This window comes from Peribacillus sp. RS7 (assembly GCF_041956845.1).
Classification (GTDB): domain Bacteria; phylum Bacillota; class Bacilli; order Bacillales; family DSM-1321; genus Peribacillus.
Window position 1 is genome coordinate 2,949,595 of the sequence record NZ_CP168135.1, and the last position, 18,727, is coordinate 2,968,321.

18 protein-coding genes are annotated in these 18,727 nt (G+C 39.6%); 16 read left to right on the forward strand and 2 right to left on the reverse strand.

From position 1 onward, the window contains the following. Positions 1 to 14: 14 nt before the first annotated feature. The 4 genes from ACDZ29_RS14870 (at position 15) to ACDZ29_RS14885 (ending at position 3,660) form a co-directional block, all read left to right on the forward strand. Positions 15 to 1,808, forward strand: coding sequence for a hypothetical protein (locus tag ACDZ29_RS14870; RefSeq protein WP_375088041.1), 1,794 nt, complete (start codon positions 15 to 17; stop codon positions 1,806 to 1,808). 297 nt (positions 1,809 to 2,105) lie between these two features. Then, on the forward strand, positions 2,106 to 2,591 hold the full coding sequence (locus tag ACDZ29_RS14875) for a PaaI family thioesterase (RefSeq protein WP_370013951.1): 486 nt from the start codon (positions 2,106 to 2,108) through the stop codon (positions 2,589 to 2,591). 197 nt (positions 2,592 to 2,788) lie between these two features. Further along, positions 2,789 to 3,244, forward strand: coding sequence for a LytTR family DNA-binding domain-containing protein (locus ACDZ29_RS14880; RefSeq protein ID WP_375088042.1), 456 nt, complete (start codon positions 2,789 to 2,791; stop codon positions 3,242 to 3,244). Beyond that, on the forward strand, positions 3,244 to 3,660 hold the full coding sequence (locus ACDZ29_RS14885; protein ID WP_289317848.1) for a DUF3021 domain-containing protein: 417 nt from the start codon (positions 3,244 to 3,246) through the stop codon (positions 3,658 to 3,660). Before ACDZ29_RS14880 ends, ACDZ29_RS14885 begins: the two co-directional genes overlap by 1 nt. Before the next feature lie 98 nt (positions 3,661 to 3,758). On the opposite strand, the gene ACDZ29_RS14890 is transcribed toward ACDZ29_RS14885, so the two are convergent. Then, a complete protein-coding gene (locus ACDZ29_RS14890) occupies positions 3,759 to 5,825 on the reverse strand; it encodes a Na+/H+ antiporter (RefSeq protein ID WP_375088043.1) in 2,067 nt (688 codons plus the stop codon). Positions 5,826 to 6,217: 392 nt separating this feature from the next. Here ACDZ29_RS14890 and ACDZ29_RS14895 point away from each other — a divergent pair, with 392 nt between their 5' ends. From ACDZ29_RS14895 to ACDZ29_RS14940, 10 genes are all read left to right on the forward strand, one after another. Continuing rightward, a complete protein-coding gene (locus ACDZ29_RS14895; RefSeq protein ID WP_375088044.1) occupies positions 6,218 to 7,810 on the forward strand; it encodes a spore germination protein in 1,593 nt (530 codons plus the stop codon). Between the two features lie 26 nt (positions 7,811 to 7,836). Continuing rightward, on the forward strand, positions 7,837 to 9,057 hold the full coding sequence (locus ACDZ29_RS14900; RefSeq protein WP_375088045.1) for a Ger(x)C family spore germination protein: 1,221 nt from the start codon (positions 7,837 to 7,839) through the stop codon (positions 9,055 to 9,057). Between the two features lie 26 nt (positions 9,058 to 9,083). After that, positions 9,084 to 9,275 carry a hypothetical protein gene (locus ACDZ29_RS14905; RefSeq protein WP_286201571.1) on the forward strand — a complete coding sequence of 64 codons (192 nt, stop codon included), beginning with the start codon at positions 9,084 to 9,086 and terminating at the stop codon, positions 9,273 to 9,275. 57 nt (positions 9,276 to 9,332) lie between these two features. Next, positions 9,333 to 10,433 (forward strand): endospore germination permease, encoded by a 1,101-nt coding sequence (locus tag ACDZ29_RS14910; protein ID WP_289323811.1) that lies wholly within the window; start codon positions 9,333 to 9,335, stop codon positions 10,431 to 10,433. A gap of 185 nt (positions 10,434 to 10,618) precedes the next feature. After that, positions 10,619 to 11,722, forward strand: a complete 1,104-nt coding sequence (locus tag ACDZ29_RS14915; RefSeq protein ID WP_375088046.1) for an endospore germination permease — start codon at positions 10,619 to 10,621, stop codon at positions 11,720 to 11,722. 407 nt (positions 11,723 to 12,129) lie between these two features. Further along, a complete protein-coding gene (locus tag ACDZ29_RS14920) occupies positions 12,130 to 12,903 on the forward strand; it encodes an extracellular solute-binding protein (protein ID WP_375088047.1) in 774 nt (257 codons plus the stop codon). Between the two features lie 21 nt (positions 12,904 to 12,924). Further along, a complete protein-coding gene (locus ACDZ29_RS14925; protein WP_375088048.1) occupies positions 12,925 to 13,395 on the forward strand; it encodes a hypothetical protein in 471 nt (156 codons plus the stop codon). 78 nt (positions 13,396 to 13,473) lie between these two features. Then, complete coding sequence (locus tag ACDZ29_RS14930; protein WP_289318478.1) at positions 13,474 to 14,028, forward strand: RNA polymerase sigma factor; 555 nt, start codon at positions 13,474 to 13,476, stop codon at positions 14,026 to 14,028. Next, positions 14,029 to 14,748 carry an anti-sigma factor domain-containing protein gene (locus ACDZ29_RS14935; protein ID WP_375088049.1) on the forward strand — a complete coding sequence of 240 codons (720 nt, stop codon included), beginning with the start codon at positions 14,029 to 14,031 and terminating at the stop codon, positions 14,746 to 14,748. It begins immediately after the preceding gene. 266 nt (positions 14,749 to 15,014) lie between these two features. Further along, entirely contained in the window at positions 15,015 to 15,710 is a 696-nt protein-coding gene (locus ACDZ29_RS14940; RefSeq protein ID WP_375091142.1) for a YjjG family noncanonical pyrimidine nucleotidase, read from the forward strand. An 89-nt stretch (positions 15,711 to 15,799) separates the two neighbouring features. On the opposite strand, the gene ACDZ29_RS14945 is transcribed toward ACDZ29_RS14940, so the two are convergent. Further along, a complete protein-coding gene (locus ACDZ29_RS14945) occupies positions 15,800 to 17,098 on the reverse strand; it encodes an MFS transporter (protein ID WP_375088050.1) in 1,299 nt (432 codons plus the stop codon). Between the two features lie 441 nt (positions 17,099 to 17,539). Here ACDZ29_RS14945 and ACDZ29_RS14950 point away from each other — a divergent pair, with 441 nt between their 5' ends. Further along, positions 17,540 to 17,719: an IDEAL domain-containing protein gene (locus ACDZ29_RS14950; RefSeq protein ID WP_289323817.1), complete on the forward strand. Its 180-nt coding sequence runs from the start codon at positions 17,540 to 17,542 to the stop codon at positions 17,717 to 17,719. 593 nt (positions 17,720 to 18,312) lie between these two features. Next, positions 18,313 to 18,633 carry an antibiotic biosynthesis monooxygenase gene (locus tag ACDZ29_RS14955; protein ID WP_370013964.1) on the forward strand — a complete coding sequence of 107 codons (321 nt, stop codon included), beginning with the start codon at positions 18,313 to 18,315 and terminating at the stop codon, positions 18,631 to 18,633. Positions 18,634 to 18,727 lie beyond the last annotated feature (94 nt).

Below are 18,727 nucleotides of genomic sequence, written 5' to 3' on the forward strand. Positions count from 1 at the left end.
TTGGAGTGAAAACTTTGAATTCACATGAACTAGCAGAAAACAGAAAAATGAAGGTACTTTTATTTGGCTTTATTGACATGAATTCAATGGATGGATCTGCAGTATTTTTATCTTCCTTAGCATCGACTATTGCGTTAGACCCTAACATCGAGGTTGATTTACTTTTAGCTAGCCCGGTAAAACGCGATATCTTAATTCAACCTCTTGAGAAATTTGATAATATAACCATTCTCAATCCTTTTGTTGATCCTTTTTTTAATGCCACCGATGATGAATGGGTAAAAAAAGGTGTCATTAATTTTGATATTGCTGAAATGCTCATTTCTCATTACTGGAGTCAAAATGAATATGATTGGTTATTTGTTAGAAGCATAGAGACTGTGGAAAAAATAGCAAGGCATAAACATATCATAAATAATACATTAGTTTATGCTACAGGCTTGACTCACATAGGGCAGGATGTTAATAAAGAAAAATTTGAGAGCATCAAAAATATATATGATCAGTGTGCGTATTTCTTATGTCAAACAGAAGAGATGTGCGAATTTGTAATTGAGATTCTTAATTTGAATAAAGAAAAAAACAAAGTTTCACTGCTTACCCCGATGATACCAAACGTTGAATCAGCGGGAGGGGAGACCCGGTTAAAAAACAAACTTGTATATACAGGGAAATTCGACCCCGATTGGAAGACCATTCCAATAATTACTGCTTTTAAAGAATTAAAACGCGAGATTCCAAATCTAACACTTGATATTGCGGGGGATAAATTCAAATGGGTTAAAGATGATTCTCAGTTTAAGGAAGAAGCGGCATACCTCCTTAAAAATACGGAAGGACTTACATGGTACGGGGCAATGACAAGGGAGAATGCCCAACAATTAATCGTGAACAGTGATATTGGGATAACCTGGAGAAGTGAGGCAATGGACAGCAGTCTGGAACTCTCCACAAAGCTATTGGAGTACGGAATTTTAAGGAAGGCTGTAATAATGAATCCAACCAAAATGCATATTAAGCTTTTTGGCGAAGATTACCCCTTATATGCTGTTACAGAGAAGGATTTCCGTGACGCAGTCAAATTAGCACTATGTAATAAGGATATATATGAGGTTGCGGCAAAACGGATGTATCAAGTCAGCAGGCAGTTTTTGTTTTCGGAAGCATTAAAAAAATTGCAAGGGCTATTATGGAGCGGACGTATAACAGATTATATGAATCAAAGTGTAAATAGGCATTTTTATATTGATGAAGATGACTTTGATGAACTGAATAAGCATGCACCATCAAATCAGGTGAAAAAATTGCCTGCAGATTTTAATGTTGAAGAAGTTTTCACCTATATTATCAAAAACACACCTGAAGAATTAAAACGGGTCGGAAAAATTTTTAAACTGTCTGAATTCGGTCTAATCATTCAAGCAGAAAAAGCAGGTTGTTTTACCTTCCTCCACATCCATAAAAGTTATGGGAACTTTGAACGGAATTTTCAAAATAACATGGCATATTTAAAAACCATAGGATCTGAAACCAATGGCACTCCTAAATTAAAACCAAAGAACCTGGAAATTCCAATGATAGAACGGGTAATTGTTGAAAAAGAAAAATATGATATGAAAGCGAAAAATAAAGAACTTGTTAAAGAAGTAAAGCAATTAAAAAAACTGAACACCGTTCAACTTAAACAAATTACTAAGTTAGAAAAACAAAACCTGGCACTTGGACGTAAATACGATTCACTTTCGAAGTCGAAAATGGGTAAAATGACATTCAAGTATTGGGATTTAAGAAAAAGGCTTAACTTTTAAAAAGGAGGGAGAGGCTTTCCTGCAATTAAATTAGTAGACAAAAAAATACATCTGATCGATATTAGTCAAATGAAAGCCCCTGAACGCTACTTAGCGTACAGGGGCCTTTGTCATTTGAATTGTAGAAAAGGAGCAGCATTTTCACAGTCTATCATTACTTAAAAAAATTAAAACATGGACGTGAACTCAATAAAGAATCAGGGAAATACAAAGAAACTAACATTTCGGCTATTATCCAAATAGACCCATTATCCTTTTGAAGTGTTATAATATTCTGAAAAAGATGGAGGAGATACGATGGAGGAGAAAGTGCTAAAAGCGATTCAAGATGATTATCCAGATGCATTTGCATGGTGTTATGGATGTGGTCGTTTAAATAAAGATGGTCATCATTTTCGAACAGGTTGGCAAGGAGCGCACACAAAGACAATTTATACACCAAGCCCAGAACATATCGCGATTCCAGGCTTTGTTTATGGAGGCTTGATTGCATCATTAATTGATTGTCATGGAACTGGTTCGGCTTCATTGGCATTACATCGTAAAAATGGGCATGAAGTTGGGGATGGAGTGGAGCCTCCAAGGTTTGTGACAGCTTCACTGAAAGTTGAGTTCGTCAAGCCAACCCCTAATGATGTGCCATTAATAGCCGTTGGGACGATTCATGAGGTTCATCCTAAGAAATGGAGAATCGAAACAGAAGTATTTGCTATCGATAAACTCTGCGCCCGTGGAGAGGTAATCGCTGTGGTGATGCCAAGTACTTTTACAAGCAAAGAGTGATCTTAATTAATGTAAACGCATTCAAAAGTAGATTTTGTGTATCAAAGGGCCGTCCAATTATTTGGACGGTTATTTAGTGTATCTGAGTATCCATTTCAAGCATGTTATCACTGTAAAGTTACATGTAGCCGGAAATCACAAGCGAATTGTCAAAAATATCAATATACTTACACTATAAGCAAAGGGAGGCCACAGAGATGAAAATAAACGTAGAGATAGATGAGGAGGTCAAGGCGATAGAGGTGCTTATCCGCAATCATGAATGGAATGAGGAAGTGCAGGAACTGATGGAGCGCTTGAAGGAGAGGAAAAGACCGTATTTTGTTGGCAGGAAAGGAGAAATGCAGCATGTCTTCCGGGCAGAAGAAATTATCTGTTTGTTCACAGAGCAAGATTCCATAATGGTGCGGACGAAACAGGGGACTTTCGAAATGAAAGAAAGATTATATGAACTGGAAAGGGACCTTCCTGGTAATCAATTCGTGCGATTGTCCAAGTCAGTGATTGCCAACTTAGATGAGTTAAGCAGATTCGAGACATCTTTCAACGGGACCTTATGTGTGTATTTCCGATCAGGGGAAAAAGAATATGTTTCTCGGCACTATGTTCAAGGGATCAAGAAAGCATTTCAATGGAAAAGGAAGGGACTATGATGAAAACACTATTATTCCGTAGCTTTGTTGGGATTTGCTTTGGAGCACTCGTGATGGTGCTGACGTGTTTTGGAGTAATCGGATTTGGGGAGGCCACTGCATTAGACAGTGAAATATTTGTGAAAAACGCGATTGGCTGCTTATTATGTGGCTGGTTCTTCAGCACGGCGACCATCTTATTTGAAATGGAAAAATGGAGTTTATTATCTCAAACCATTATGCACTTCCTGACTGTCAGCATACTTTACTTCCTATTATCTTTCTTTGTTGGCTGGATTCCATTCAGCTTAAAAGGGTTAGCGATAGGCATTGGGATATTCATTCCATTCTATGTGATCATCTGGGTTATTTTCTATCTTTATTTCCGCTATCAAGTGAAGATATTGAATGATGGATTAGATAAGCGAGGGAATTGATGGGGGATGTACAAGGGATTGATCTGTTAGATTTAAATGTTTATTTACTTAAACGACACCGCTCCCTATTTGAACGGTGTCGCTTTATATTATATTTATCAATTTTGTATCATGAGCATTTCATCATAGATTAAGTTTTGTCTAAGTTCAGTTGCCGTTTGCATGGATATTTGCTCCTCTTCAACCATTTGCTGAATGATATCACGTTCGATTTGCATTGCAATCAACTGAAAATGGCTCACCATCTCTTCGAAGCGATGTGCTTCTTTTTCACTTAATGTTCCGAATGGATTCAGATAACGATTATATCTTTGAATGACAAGCATAACTTCATGACGGTTTTCTGGTGTAGTTTGTTGTTTGATTAATGAAATAGCTTCCTTTGAAGCTTCTTTTTGTGCATTACGGAACTCCCGGATCAGATCCGCGTTTTTAACGATGGAGTTTTCTAATTTAGCTTCCCATTTTTTATCCCATTTGACATTGATCTTTTTCTTGAAAAGCATTGCCTGCAAATTAATCCAAGCTCTTTGCAGCGATGATTTTTGCATATAATTTAACTTTCTTGAAATATACACTTTATAAAGCTCAAAGGCTGTTTCAGATATAGTCCCTTTTTCGACCAATCCAGAGACTACTTCCAATTCCTCAGTGGCCCCTAGCTCCACTAAATCCTGTATGGTCCGATTATCCGGTCTATTCGTTATTCCTCGTTCCAAATCAATCAGTTGTTCATTTAAATCTTCCATTACTTGATGGACCGCTTTCTGATTATCCATCGTTGCTTCTTTGCTCAACAGATGGATTGTTTTATTTAACACAATTTTATAAGCTTCCTCGGAGGTAAGGCGTTCATCTTTATATTCAGTAGGTGTCTTTACTAGTATGGGCAAAAGAACTGTAGCCAAAAAGACGCTTAACAAAATAACGCAAGCAGCGATAAACAAGACTGTATTACGCATCGGGAATAAAGTGTCATCCGGCATAAAATATGGTATGGATAAAGCGGTAGCTAGTGTAATGGTACCATGAATGCCGCCAACAGATATCAAGAAGGCATATCGTGATCTTGAAACATTCTTATCATCGTTATCTTTGATATTTTCTGGATGAACCCTGGACATAATGAATTGTTCTAATGGATTCACTCTGTTTTTAGTAAAAGTATCATGCAGAATGTATACCCAAATAAAACGAATCACCAATAATAAAAGAACAATCAATACACTTATCCCAAAAAGAGTACCCCTATTTAAGTTGGACTCAATTTCCTGATAAACGCTCGGTAACATAAATCCTAATAATGCGAATACAAGTCCATTCAAAAGATAACTTAATACAGACCATGTATTCGATGATACAATTTGCAATTTAGTTGTGGAACTCTGAAGGCGATCCCGCTCGATGCCATGAATGACACCTGCGGCAACCACTGCTAAGATTCCGGAAACATGGAATTCTTCAGCCACCATATAAATGACAAAAGGCGTGATCAGCTCAATAACAATAGACATCGAGATTTCTTCAAGTCCGTGAACCCGTAAAAGTAATCTTAATTTAACGATTAAATAGCCCAATAGGATACCTATAATGATTCCGCCTAAAGCCACAAATATAAAATGAAGCGAAGCATCTTTTATAGAAAATGCTCCAGTTAAGGCAGCTGCCAGGGCAACTTTAAAAGCAACGATTCCGGCAGCATCATTGAAAAGTGATTCACCTTCCAGGATGGGCATCATATTTCCGGGCAATTTCAATCCTTTTGTAATCGATTGTACCGCTACGGCATCCGTAGGGGTAATTGTAGCTGCTAAAGCAAAAGCAACCGCCATCGGCATATCCGGTATTAACCAGTGGATGAAAAAACCTCCTGCAAAAACGGTCACAAATACTAACCCAAAGGCCAATAACAGAATAGGCTTACGCAATTCAAGCATTTCTTTACGGGACGTATTTTTTCCTTCTGTAAAGAGCAGCGGTGCAATGACACAGATCATAAATAATTCTGAATGAAAATCGAACGATAAGTGAAATGGTAATAATGAAAGCACTGCTCCCATGGAAATCTGATATATCGGAAGTGGAATACGAGGCCATATGGCATTTAATATTGTAGCGATTATTGTGGAAACCAATAATCCGAGCAATGTGATTAAGAATGACATAGAATCTCCCTTATCTTCTAATGTTTTAGTCTTATTGCCCACGAAACTTATTTAAAAAGATAAAAAATCAGAGGTATTTAAATCGATTACCCATTCTTTAAAATTTTTTAGAAACCCTCTTATTGCAAGTCGTGCGTGTATCTGTACAGATACATGTACTATCCGCCAATGTGTAGCCACGGTTTTTGATATACCCCTTTTTCATTAATTACAAACAGGATATCACATATGAATATGGTTTATTCAATATCAATCTGTAACATAGCCTCTTTGTATTCCCCTTTAATTCTGCTTATATGAAAATTAAGTTCATGTTAGGCTCAGGATTTTCTGTATAAAATACCCTTAATGAAGAAACATAGAAAAATGGAGTAAGAGCGACCGGCAAAAAAATGGGGGTAACCAGCTTGATTCGTAATGTGGGTAGATTGTTAAGGAAAACGAAAGAAAAAAAATCCAGTGTACAAAATAATTACCAAGATTCTAAGCCTGCAGATGCACTTGATGCGGATTTTAGTCAAAATGTAGAAACACTTCGTTCTGTTTATGATAATTGCTCGGATGTCATGTTCCGTTCGTTCTTACTTTTCGGAAAGACGAGAGCCATGCTTATTTACATTGCGGGACTCTCAGACATCGAGGCGATAGAGCAATATGTGCTATCTCCACTCATGCAAGAGTCATCAAAAGAGCCACAGCCATTAAATGAGTTTATTGAACATAAAATGCCCGTTCCTAAAGTCGTAAAAGTGAATATGTTGGCGGATTGCATTGAATCGATTTCCTCTGGAAACCCGATCCTTCTATATGAAGGGGAAAGCGATGGATTTTCTTTAGGATTGTCCAAATGGGAAAAGCGGGCGATTGAAGAACCTATGGCAGAGGGGGGAGTTAGGGGGTCACGAGAGGGATTTATTGAATCTCTAGAGGTAAATACGTCTCAATTGCGACGTATTATTAAAAGTCCTGCCCTTAAATTACAATCGATGAAGATCGGAACTTATACCAGGACGAATGTTTCGATTGCTTATATTGATGGACTTGTGGATAAAACACTGATTGAAGAGATTACAACTCGGTTGGAACGAATTAAAATAGACGGTATTTTAGAAAGCGAGTACATCGAGGAAATGATTGAGGACAATCCGTTTTCACCTTTCCCTCAGATCATGACGACAGAACGGCCGGATGTAGCCTGTTCTTGCTTGCTGGAGGGACGGGCTGTCATTCTTGTAGAAGGAACCCCTTTTACTTTAATTGCACCAATATCGTTCTTTTCTTTGATTCAATCACAAGAGGATTATGCTCAACGTTTTATGGCAGGCACTTTTATCCGTTGGTTACGTTATATTTTTATGGGATTATCTCTTTTGCTTCCGTCCCTATATGTTGCTATTTTGACGTTCCATCATGAGGCGGTCCCAACCGCACTCCTGCTAAGCAGCGCGGCATCCCGGGAATCGGTCCCTTTTCCTGCAATAGTAGAGGCATTGGCTATGGAAATTACCTTTGAAGCACTAAGAGAGGCAGGGGTTCGATTGCCGAAGCAGGTAGGTTCTGCTGTCAGCATTGTTGGAGCGCTAGTGATTGGTCAAGCTTCCGTACAAGCGGGGTTGGTTTCAGCGCCAATGGTCATTGTGGTTGCGATTACGGGAATCGCTTCTTTTATGATGCCTCGTTATATTGCCGGAATTGCTTTCCGGATGCTGCGTTTTCCAATGATGCTGCTTGCCGGTACATTAGGACTGCTTGGTATCATGATGGGGATCATTGCCATAGTCATTCACTTATGCAGCTTGCGCTCCTTCGGCGTTCCCTACTTAACGCCACTGGCACCGTTAAAAGGTCAAGGGCTGAAAGATGTGCTGTGGAGAGCTCCTTGGTGGATGATGGATACACGCCCGCGTCTCACAGGGGATTCTAATGTATACCGTCAACCCCCGGAGCAGGGACCAAATCCAAAAAGGGGAAGTGAAACGGAGTGAATAATGGTTGGAGGCGAACAAAGATATTGGAGAAAGTAAAGAGGCGTCGTTTCATGAAAAGCGTCCTTCTTTTGCTCGGTATTTGTGGAACAACCCCTTTTCTAAGCGGTTGTTGGGATCGAACAGAAATCACTGATTTGGCGATTGTCACAGCAGCCTCCATCGATAAGAAGGATAAGAATCAAATCGAACTATCCGTCCAAGTCTTTATTCCAAGTTCAATAAGTAGTGGAGGCGGCGGTCAAGGAGGAGGGGCCAGTCAAGGAGGGGGTGCTGTTACGACATTGGTGAGATATGAAAAAGGCTCCAATATTTCAGATGCATTGTCTAAGCTTCAAAGCAAGCTTCCGCGAAAAGTATTTTGGGGACATTGTAAAGTATTTGTATTCGGTGAAAAGTTAGCGAAAGAAGGAATTCAAGAGCAGCTGGATTTTTTACTGCGCCATCCGCAGCCAAGAGAGAAAGCAAATGTGTATGTCAGCAAAGGGAAAGCAAAGCCTATCCTTGAATCTTTGCCACCTCTAGAAAACTATTCAGGGGAAGTGCTTAGAGAACTATCTGATTTACATATTGGGATGCTGGTCACACTACAGGATTTAGATGAAATGTTAACCGGTAAGCCTCAAGCGGCCGCACTTCCATTCATTAAAATATTGCCTCCAGGGAAAGGGCAAACGAAATTACAGGGAATCCCTTACATTGTCGGGACAGCCGTGTTCAAAAAAGATAAAATGACTGGGATGATGACGGAAAAAGAAACAAGAGGGCTATTGTGGTTAAGGGATGAAGTGGAATCATACACCGTGACCATAAAACCCAAAGGGGTGAAAGGGAAGATATCTTTAAGTCCAGTGTCAGCCAAAGTCAAGATCATTCCGCAAATTATCAATGACAAATGGAAATTGTTGGTGAAGGTAAATACAGATGGAGCTGTTATACAAAATGGAACGAATTTAAACCTTTCAAATCCTAAGTCTCTAAAAGCTGCAGAACGAGCATATCAAAAAGATATAGAAAAACGCATCGAGATGGCTTTTCTGAATACTCAGGATAAGAAAGCGGACATTTTAGGGTTAGGTAAAGATTTCTATAGGAAATATCCTAAACAGTTTAATAAGGTCGAAAACCACTGGGATGAGATATTCGCGGAAATGGAAGTGGAAATCGATGTTGCGGCCCATATTCGAAGACAGGGCTATATTAACAAACCGGCGGGTTTGTCTGAGAAAGAGGTGAAGGACAAGTGAGATGGGGGGCTTTTTTGTGTACAACCGTGATCGTAGCTTTAATCATTTTGTTTGAATGGCCGAAAATGAAAAAAAATCCTAAAAAAGATAAAGTGGCATTTCTTACACTGCTCCTCACTGGCTTGGTTCTGTCCATGTTCAATCTTCCACAGATGTCAGGACCCACTCAATGGGTGGAAACTCTTTTCAGGCCATTTGGAGAGTTTATGGAAAAGTGAGTCTATTAGTGGGTGTTGCGGGATTTAATTCATTCTATTAAAGAAAGGAGGAAGCAGATGGAGAAAGGAAAAATTTCATCATTACAGATGGCATTCATGATATATCCGACGATTGTGGCAACGGCTATTCTCGGGGTTCCCAGCATTACAGCGAAATATGCCAAAACTGATTTATGGCTGTCCCCCATTTTTGCTGCGCTCATAGGGTATCTGACGGTGTATATCGCTTATAAACTGCACCAACTTTATCCAAAACAAACGGTGATCCAATTCACTGAAAAGATCATTGGTCGGATTCCGGGGAAAATTTTCGGTTTTTTACTCTTGTTTTTTTATATCCAGAACACGGGGCTAATCCTTAGAAGCTACGCAGAATTTCTTGTCGGCTCTTTTCTGGTACGTACCCCGATTAGTGTGATCATGGCATCGATGGTGCTTCTGTGTGCGTTCATCGTACGCGGGGGAATAGAAGTGTTGGGGCGAGCTGCTGAATTGTTTGTACCTGTTTTTATTTTTCCAATCTTTATCTTAATCCTTTTGCTGATTCCTGATCTCGAATTTAAGAATATATACCCGGTATTGGGGGATGGTATAATGCCCCCAATCAAGGGTGCGATTGTACCGGGGGGATGGTTCAGCGAGTTTTTCCTGATCATTTTTCTTCTTCCTTTTTTGGCAGATATGAAAAAAGGGATGAAATCCGGGATGATGTCTGTGTTTGCCGTGATGATGACGTTAATTGTGGTGAATCTTATGGTTCTATTTGTACTCGGGTCAACCACATCCACAAAACTTTACCCCCTGATGAGTGTATCTCGATACATCAGTTTGGCAGACTTTTTTGAACATGTTGAGTCCGCCGTCATGGCGGTATGGATAGTAGGGGCGTTTGTGAAAATTTCCGTTTTTTATTATGCATCTGCTTTAGGTACAGCGCAGTGGCTGAATCTCTCCGACTATCGTCCTGTTGTATGGCCGATTGGGATTTTGATTGTCATATTCAGTTTGTGGTCGTTGCCAAGCGCTATGGATGTCAGTCGTAATGATACCAACGTCTTCCCTTTACAAGGAATTTTGATGCAAACGATTATTCCTCTGTTATTGTTGGTGATTGCTGTTGTAAGGAAAAGAAATCGTAAAGGAACCGAAACCAGCTGAATGGGCGTTTTTTATGCTAAATATTCGATAAGGTGCTATCTATGTTCGTACTCGCGCAGAGGGCAGGACCAACTGAATGGATTGCATCTCTTTTTTAAGCCGTTTGAAGAGTTTATGAAAAAGTAAATCTATCAGTGGGTTGTGTGATTTCAAATTTACATACTATCAGAGAAAGGAGGAAGATGATGGAGAAAGGTAAAATTTCATCTCTACAGATGGCATTCATGATGTATCCAACGATTGTGGCAACGGCTGTTCTCGGTGTTCCAAGCATCACAGCGAAATATGCCAAAACTGATTTATGGCTGTCCCCCATTTTGGCGTCTCTCATCGGGTATGCGACGGTGTATATCGCTTATAAACTGCACAAACTTTATCCGAAACAAACGGTTATCCAATTCAGTGAACAGATCATTGGTCGGATTCCGGGGAAAATTCTCGGTTTTTTATTCTTGTTTTTTTATATCCCGATCACAGGGCAAATCCTAAGAAGTTACGGAGAATATATTGTCGACTCTTTTCTGGTCAAAACCCCGATTAGCGTGATCATGGCATCAATGATACTCCTCTGTGCCTTTATCGTACGCGGAGGGATAGAGGTGTTGGGGAGAGCTGCCCAATTGTTTGTTCCCGTTTTTATCATTCCAATCCTCATCTTAATCATCTTACTTGGCCCTGATCTTGAATTTAAGAATATATTCCCGATATTGGGGAATGGAATTATGCCTCCAATCAAGGGTTCGATTGTACCGGGTGGATGGTTCAGCGAGTTTTTTCTGATGATTTTTCTCCTCCCTTTTTTAGCGGATATGAAAAAAGGAATGAAATATGGGATGATGACTGTGTTTGCCGTGATGATGACATTAGTTGTGGTGAATCTTATCGTTCTTTTTGTACTCGGATCAACAACATCCACAAAGAATTATCCCTTGATGAATGTATCTCGGTACATCAGTTTGGCCGACTTTTTTGAACATTTGGAGTCCGCCATCATGGCCGTATGGATAGTAGGAGCGTTTGTCAAGATTTCTGTGTTTTATTATGCGGCTGCTTTGGGTACCGCGCAGTGGCTGAATCTCTCTGACTATCGTCCTGTTGTATGGCCGATAGGGATTTTGATTGTAGAATTCAGCTTTTGGTCGTATCCTAGCGCTATGGATGTCAGTCGATATGATATCATCGCCTTCCCTTTTCATGGAATTTTGATGCAAACGTTGATTCCTCTGTTATTGTTGGTGATAGCTGTTGGTAAAAGAAATAGACAGAGAAAGGGAAGCAATTCAAGCTAACCTTTTCTGTCACTTGGTTTAAGAGAATTGAAAAAGTTTGGGCATGAAAGTAGGTAAAAGGAGTTCTATCTTTAATGTTAAAACAAAGTTGATTGTAACGGAAGGTGCGAGACTCCTGCGGGAAAACGCGTCCAAGGGAGACCCCGTTGGCGCAAAGGCGCCCGGAGTGAAGCAACATTCAATTTAAACACACCTCAAAAGCCAACTCAATTACTATAGAGTTTGTCTACAGTCTGCAACCATTCCGTTTTCGAATGGTTTTTTTGTTGAGAAAAAAGAGAAAAGCTTAAGATCATCAGATGTATTTTGCAGCAAGTTTAAAATAATTAACAATATTTTCAAACCGTTTTGGGGTTTGTCCCGTTATCTATAGTACAAAGTTTTTTTAGAAGGGAGAGAAGAAAGACGTGAAAAAGGTCATTTTTGTTGGGTGGATATCACTGATGGTAGTCTTGTTAGGATTTTCACCGGAAATGGGTTTGAAACGGGGGCAAGCTGTCAACGATGTCGTAAAAGTATACGGTCCAGGTGGCCCTCTTGGGCCTATCAAGGAAGCAGCGTATCAATTTACTAAAGAAACGGGAATTAAAGTTGAAGTAACAGCGGGACCCGAAGAAAAATGGATTGATCAAGCCAAACAGGATGCGGATATCATTTATGGAGGGTCGGAGTATATGCTAACTGATTTTATGCATAAACATCCGGAAGTTCTTAATGAAAAAAACCGTACAGAATTGTATACACGGTCGGCTGGAATTCTGGTTAGAAAAGGAAACCCAAAGAATATAAAGTCATTGGAGGATTTAACGAAGAAGGGCGTAAAGATTGTAGATGTTAATGGAGCCGGGCAACTGGGGCTATGGGAAGATTTGGCTGGAAGAAAAGGATTGATTCCTGGAATTAGCAGGAATATTGACATTTCAGTGAAATCCAGTGCAGAAGCTATTGATCTATGGAAGGCAAATTCTACATTAGACGCCTGGATTACCTATGAATCCTGGCATTACCGTCTGGCGGATGTGACGGACCTGGTTCAACTCCCTGAGGAAGATAAGCTCTATAGAGGAACCCCAGTAAGCATAACAAGTAAGAGTGAAAACAAGAAAAAGGCAAAACAATTCATTGATTATCTTAAAACGGAAGAATCCCATCAAGTATTTCAAAAATGGGGATGGAAGTAAATTTACGAGGAGTGAGAGTATATGAAAAAGTGGATGGTATTTTCAGTTTTTATGATGGTCCTAGTTTTGGCGGCATGTGGAAATGAAGCTAAAGATTCACCCAAAGAGAATCAAGTGGTTAGTGGAACTGCCGATGAAAAGGCAGTATCCCTAAAATTATTGGAAAATGAAACAACAGGCGAATACTTGGCTGATTCCCAGGGAATGACACTCTATTTTTTCAAAAATGATAAATCTGGAAAAAGCAATTGCATGGGTGAATGTCTGGAAAAATGGCCGCCGTTCATGGAAAGCGATTTTGCGGTCCCTAAAGGATTTGAGAAAAAAGACTTTGGAACCATTAAAAGGGAAGATACAGGGGAAGAGCAGGTAACGTACAAAGGATTTCCACTCTACTATTTCGTGAATGATAAGGTAGCGGGAGATGTCAATGGTGAAGGTGTGAAAAATGTTTGGTATATTGTAAATAATGAGACGGTTTTTCCAAAATAAGAAAAAAGGGAACGACCACTGGGGGTCGTTCCTGTTATTCGTTTTCCAAATTTACTTGGTGAGGAGTTGCAGGTGCGATTGAAAGAAAAACCTGATAAGGAATTGATGGCATTAGTAATGAAAAAGCACCGTCCTGCTCTGGAAGAACTTTATGACCGGCATATTAAATTAATCTATGGTTTTATTTTTAAATTCACAAATGGAAATGCTGAAAAAACAAAAGAGATTGTGCAGTTGGTCTTTTTAAAGCTCTGGACCACAAAAAGCACTTATAATTCCGAAAAGGGGCACTTTATAAGTTGGCTTTTGACCGTTACAAGGAATGTGTGTGTGGATTATGTCCGTAAAGACAGTGTACATATTCGTAATAACAAACAAATGGACATGAACCATCCAATTGACATGGAAGATCCGAATAATGATATAGAAAATGGGCTGTTATCCAGTGAAATTGCCAATGCAAAAAGTAAGTTAAGCAAGCCGCAAAAAAGACTGATTGATTTACTGTATTGGAAAGGGTATTCGCTAACGGAAATCGCCAAAATTGAAAACGAACCGATTGGTACCATCAAGAGCAGGCTTCATCAGTCGCTCAAACAGTTGAAAAAGTACTTGGAAGTAGGTGGTTTGTAAATGAATACAGAGTGCGCTAACCTGCTTTCATTTTTATCTGGTGAACTGGGAGAAAAAGAAAAAAAGGCATTCGCGGAACACTTAATTCAATGCTCTGAATGCACTAAGGATTATGAACAAATGACGGAAGCCTGGAATTCATTGAAATGGGATTTCGAAGAGATGGAACCTTCTTCTTCTCTGAAATCAGAGGTTATGAATTTTGTTTTTGAACCTAATGATCAAGTTCCGGTACTCAAGGAAAAGAATTGGAGCAGTTTTTTCTTTAGGCAGTTTACCCCTGTAACTTCGGGTCTCTTGCTGGCAACACTAGTTTTTGCGTTTGTGCTGCTGTATTCCAATATTCAACTAAAAAAAGAACTTGCGGCCATCAATCTGCCAATGGAGGTTAAAACGTCACTATCTTTGCAGCCCGCTGATAAGACGGCTGTAAAGATGAATACGGATGGAGAAGCATACATTTTGCAGCAAGGTGAAGATAGGAGGTTAATCGTTCAGATTCAGAATTTGCCTAGCCTTAAAGAGTCCGAGGTGTATCAGGTGTGGTTGCTGAAAGATGGAAAACGGACAAATGCAGGAACTTTCAAGCCTGATGAAACCGGCACAGGATCGTTGACTTACAAACTGTCCATTAATGATCAATTCAATCAAATTGGCATCACAAGAGAACCGGATTCAAATAGTACAAAGCCGAGAGGCGAAAAAATAGTTGGATCATAAAAATAAGAGACTTTCCTGCAAAGGGGAAGTTCTGCGTATGAAGGTCTTCAAGCCGAAATAGGTCTAACGATGGGACAACAAAATAAAGATCCTGAACAAAAAGAGCCCCTTCCTGAAAAGAAGCTTTATAAAAGAGGATTGTTTCAATTGTTCGAATAATGGTCATTAATAACAAAGTGTTCATTAAGAAGTGGATCTTAATTCCGATTCTAATGATACTATTAATAGTAATACAGATGATGTTCATTATGATTATGGAGGCAGCGATGAAATACGAGATTATCTTATTTGATGTTGATGATACATTGCTAGACTTTGGAATATCGGAAAAAAAGGCACTGCATGAAGCCTTTTTAGAGTACGGTTTGCCCACAGGGGTGAAGGATTATGTGGGATGCTATCAAGAAATCAGTGAGGTATTATGGAGAGATTTGGAACAGGGGCTTATAGATTTAACAAATCTGGGAGTGGAAAGGTTCAAGCGGTTGTTCCTCAAGCATGGGCTTGATATCGAGGCGGATGCATTCAGCCGTGCGTATCTGGGACATTTGGGAAAGGAAATACACCTAATGCCCGGTGCTGTAGAGGTTTGCGAGAAGCTTGGAGGATGCCGGCTGGCTATTATAACAAATGGCTTCACGACAGTGCAGACAGCAAGAATCGGGGGTTCTCCCCTTAGCAATACTTTTGAAACTTTGATAGTTTCCCAAGAGGCTGGGTTTCAGAAGCCTGATAGAGGGATTTTTGATTATGCATTTTCCAAATTAAAGATTACAGATAAATCGAAAGCGTTGATAGTGGGTGACTCCTTGACATCAGATATACAGGGCGGATTGAATTATGGAATGGATACCTGCTGGTACAATCCCCAGCAAAAGGGTAATAATCTGGGAATCAAGCCCACCTATGAAATTCGGAAGCTGACTGATCTTTTGGAGATTGTTGGAAGTAAGGGAGTTTAGAGAGTTATCCACATTCTAAAAAACAGAGGCAGCTTGTCCAAGTGATAGGACGTGCAGCCTCTGTTATTATTTTAGCTAGGGATTTAGAATTAGTTCAAATCCAGATCTTGCGGTTTGAGTGTTCGATCCTTTACGATCCTTCTGCTGAAATACGGTGATAATATACAAAGCGCCAGGGAAATTGCGAGACCTGCCATCATGAATCCGCCAAATACCAAAGGGGATGGGCCATATGATTCAGCCATGGTGGTCCAGATGAGCGGACCGAAACCTGCAATGGCTGCTGCGACCTGATAACCGACGGATAATCCAGTATAACGGACCTTTGCTGGAAAGAGCTCCGAAAATAATGTTCCTTGTGTAGAAAAAATGGCTCCCCAGATGACGCCGAGCACAACTGCCTGCATAAAGTAGAACCAGCCGACCCCTTGCCCAATCATTGTGAAATATGGGATGGCCAAGACGAAAAGGAGAATCAGTCCTCCAAAATAGATGATTTTTCGATCGATAAAATCAGAAATGTAACCAATGACAGGAATGGTAATTAGCATTGTAGCACAGCCAATCGTTAACCCGGTAAGGGCTGAATCTTGTGAATAACCAAAATACATTGTAGTAAAGACAAGAACATAGGACATGATGAATACATTGAAGAACCCGTCGCCAATTTTTAGTCCGATCACTTGCAGCACACTTCTCCAATCGTGTTTCATCGTTTCAATAATGGGAACTTTCGCAAGATCACCGCTATCTTTCTGCTGCTTGAATTCAGGCGTTTCTTCAATGCCACTCCTTACCCAGATTGCCAATGCGATCAGTACACCGCTTAAAAGGAATGGAATCCGCCAACCCCAAGATAAAAATTGGGCATCGGTTGTCAAGGAACTGATAAGGGTTAGGCTGAACGAACCGGCAACCAAACCGATGGGGACCCCTAGTTGGGGAATGGATCCATATAATCCACGGACACCCTTTGGAGCAGATTCCGTTGCCAATAGGATGGCTCCGCCCCATTCACCTCCCAAGGAAATTCCTTGAATCAACCTCAGCACCACCAAGATAGCGGGGGCGGCCAACCCAACCTGAGCATATGTGGGCAGAACACCGATAAGCATTGAACTCCCTCCCATACCAATAAGGGTGAACATGAGTGCAGCCTTCCGTCCGATGCGGTCACCCATATGACCGAATAGGATGCTTCCGATTGGACGGGCTGCGTAACCAGCCCCGAAAGTGACAAAGGCGAGAAGAAGTGAAATGGCAGGATCATGATTTGGGAAGAATAGAGTTGTAAAAACTAGGCCTGTTGCTGTACCGTATAAATAGAAATCATACCACTCAATAACGGAACCAGCTAAACTAGCGAAAAGAACTCGACTTTTTTTCATGGGAAATGCTCCTTTAATGCATAGTTTTTCATCAAAATTGTTTTCAACAATAAATAAAGCCGAAATGAACAAAAATGATGGTTAATGAATATAAGTAAAAAACTGGATTATTTAGATTATTTTAGAGAGCTTATCCATATCGGTCAATATATTTCTGACTTTTCTGAAAAAATTGAAGCAAATAACTTAGCTCCCATCACCTGTAGTGGAATATAATTAATTCTAAAGTAATGGAAATAAACGATTCGATCATCTCGGATAAAATGACTTAAACGAAATGAAATGGAAAAGTTTCAACTATTTTTTATGTATAGAAGAGTGGCAAAGTGGAAATCATGTGGATAAGGAAATAAAAAAGAGGAAAGGATAAGTTTTTAATAAATAATAATAATCTCCAAGTTATTTAGTATAATAGAAAAAAGGTTAAGGAGTTGGTTTCGTATGGAGAAGCAATTGCCAGGAACATCGCTTGAACCTGAAGAGATGGCTGAAATGGTTTTGAAAAAGGCCCTTAGTGATTACCGGAAAGCACAAATCGAAAAAGAGATCGATAACTCATTAAAGAATCGGGATAAGGAAGAGTTCATACGTTTAACTGAAATATTGAAGGGCATTTCCTGAAATTTTATACACTGTGAACAAGACAAGTAGTTATGATATAGAAAGTACACCTAAAAGCCAGAGCTTGATAATATAAATATGATGAAGATGAAACTTTATTTATCTGGAACATTCTAAGTAAATAGCAATCTATGGTATTATAATATTTTACATTGTAAGCGCTTTCTTGTATAATCAAATAAAGAAACCGATGGAGAGAAGATATTAAGTACCCTAATGGCGGGATTCACAGGTATTAGTGGCTGAAAAGTTTATGCACCGGGATTAAAAACTAAAAGGGGGAAAAGATATGAAAAAGAATGGAGTGTCGTTAGTTGAATTTGTTCAGGAGGATCGATTCGAACTCAGCTCCTACATTACTTCTTTATTTAACAAACTGAATGACTATGTTCCCAAAAGTCTTAAAGATAAAAGGTGAATGACAATAAAAAATGGATCAGGAAGATCTGCATAACTTCCTGATTCATTTTTTTTTGTTTTTGGGATTTAGAGTTTTAAGTAGCGCCCTTAAGTCAAAGTCTCAATAATTGACAATGAGAATCGTTATCGACTAAAATGATTGATTATAAGTATATCGATTGGAGTTGTTCATATTGTTCGTTCAAATGAGAAAAACGGTGGTTAAGGAAGGAAATGCAGAACAAGTGGTAAAACGGTTCGGTGGGGAAGGGATCATAGAAAAGCAGGAAGGGTTCATCGATTTAAGTGTAATGGTGAAAAAAGTGAGACGCGGGGATGAAGAGGTCATCGTTATGATCAATTGGGAGTCGGAGGCGCATTGGAAGCAATGGGAAAAGAGTGAAGCCCATATCGCAGGCCATAAAGCAAACCTTGGGAAACCAAAGCCAGAATATATCGTCAGTTCGGAAGGATCATTATATGAAGTGAAAGCTATTAAAAAGGCAGTGAAATAACAGACTATAAGCTAGTCTGTTTTAAATTCCGTACAATAGAAAAGATATTTCTTAAGTTACTGGGTGGAATATCCCATTTCTCAACTATCGAGGC

Bases quoted from the DNA above. Each gene is read 5' to 3' on its own strand.
- ACDZ29_RS14875 (WP_370013951.1), top strand. From the start codon at position 2,106: ATGGAGGAGAAAGTGCTAAAAGCGATTCAAGATGATTATCCAGATGCA.
- ACDZ29_RS14880 (WP_375088042.1), top strand. From the start codon at position 2,789: ATGAAAATAAACGTAGAGATAGATGAGGAGGTCAAGGCGATAGAGGTG.
- ACDZ29_RS14885 (WP_289317848.1), top strand. From the start codon at position 3,244: ATGAAAACACTATTATTCCGTAGCTTTGTTGGGATTTGCTTTGGAGCA.
- ACDZ29_RS14890 (WP_375088043.1), bottom strand. From the start codon at position 5,825: ATGTCATTCTTAATCACATTGCTCGGATTATTGGTTTCCACAATAATC.
- ACDZ29_RS14895 (WP_375088044.1), top strand. From the start codon at position 6,218: ATGGGGGTAACCAGCTTGATTCGTAATGTGGGTAGATTGTTAAGGAAA.
- ACDZ29_RS14910 (WP_289323811.1), top strand. From the start codon at position 9,333: ATGGAGAAAGGAAAAATTTCATCATTACAGATGGCATTCATGATATAT.
- ACDZ29_RS14915 (WP_375088046.1), top strand. From the start codon at position 10,619: ATGGAGAAAGGTAAAATTTCATCTCTACAGATGGCATTCATGATGTAT.
- ACDZ29_RS14925 (WP_375088048.1), top strand. From the start codon at position 12,925: ATGAAAAAGTGGATGGTATTTTCAGTTTTTATGATGGTCCTAGTTTTG.
- ACDZ29_RS14935 (WP_375088049.1), top strand. From the start codon at position 14,029: ATGAATACAGAGTGCGCTAACCTGCTTTCATTTTTATCTGGTGAACTG.
- ACDZ29_RS14940 (WP_375091142.1), top strand. From the start codon at position 15,015: ATGAAATACGAGATTATCTTATTTGATGTTGATGATACATTGCTAGAC.
- ACDZ29_RS14945 (WP_375088050.1), bottom strand. From the start codon at position 17,098: ATGAAAAAAAGTCGAGTTCTTTTCGCTAGTTTAGCTGGTTCCGTTATT.
- ACDZ29_RS14950 (WP_289323817.1), top strand. From the start codon at position 17,540: ATGGAGAAGCAATTGCCAGGAACATCGCTTGAACCTGAAGAGATGGCT.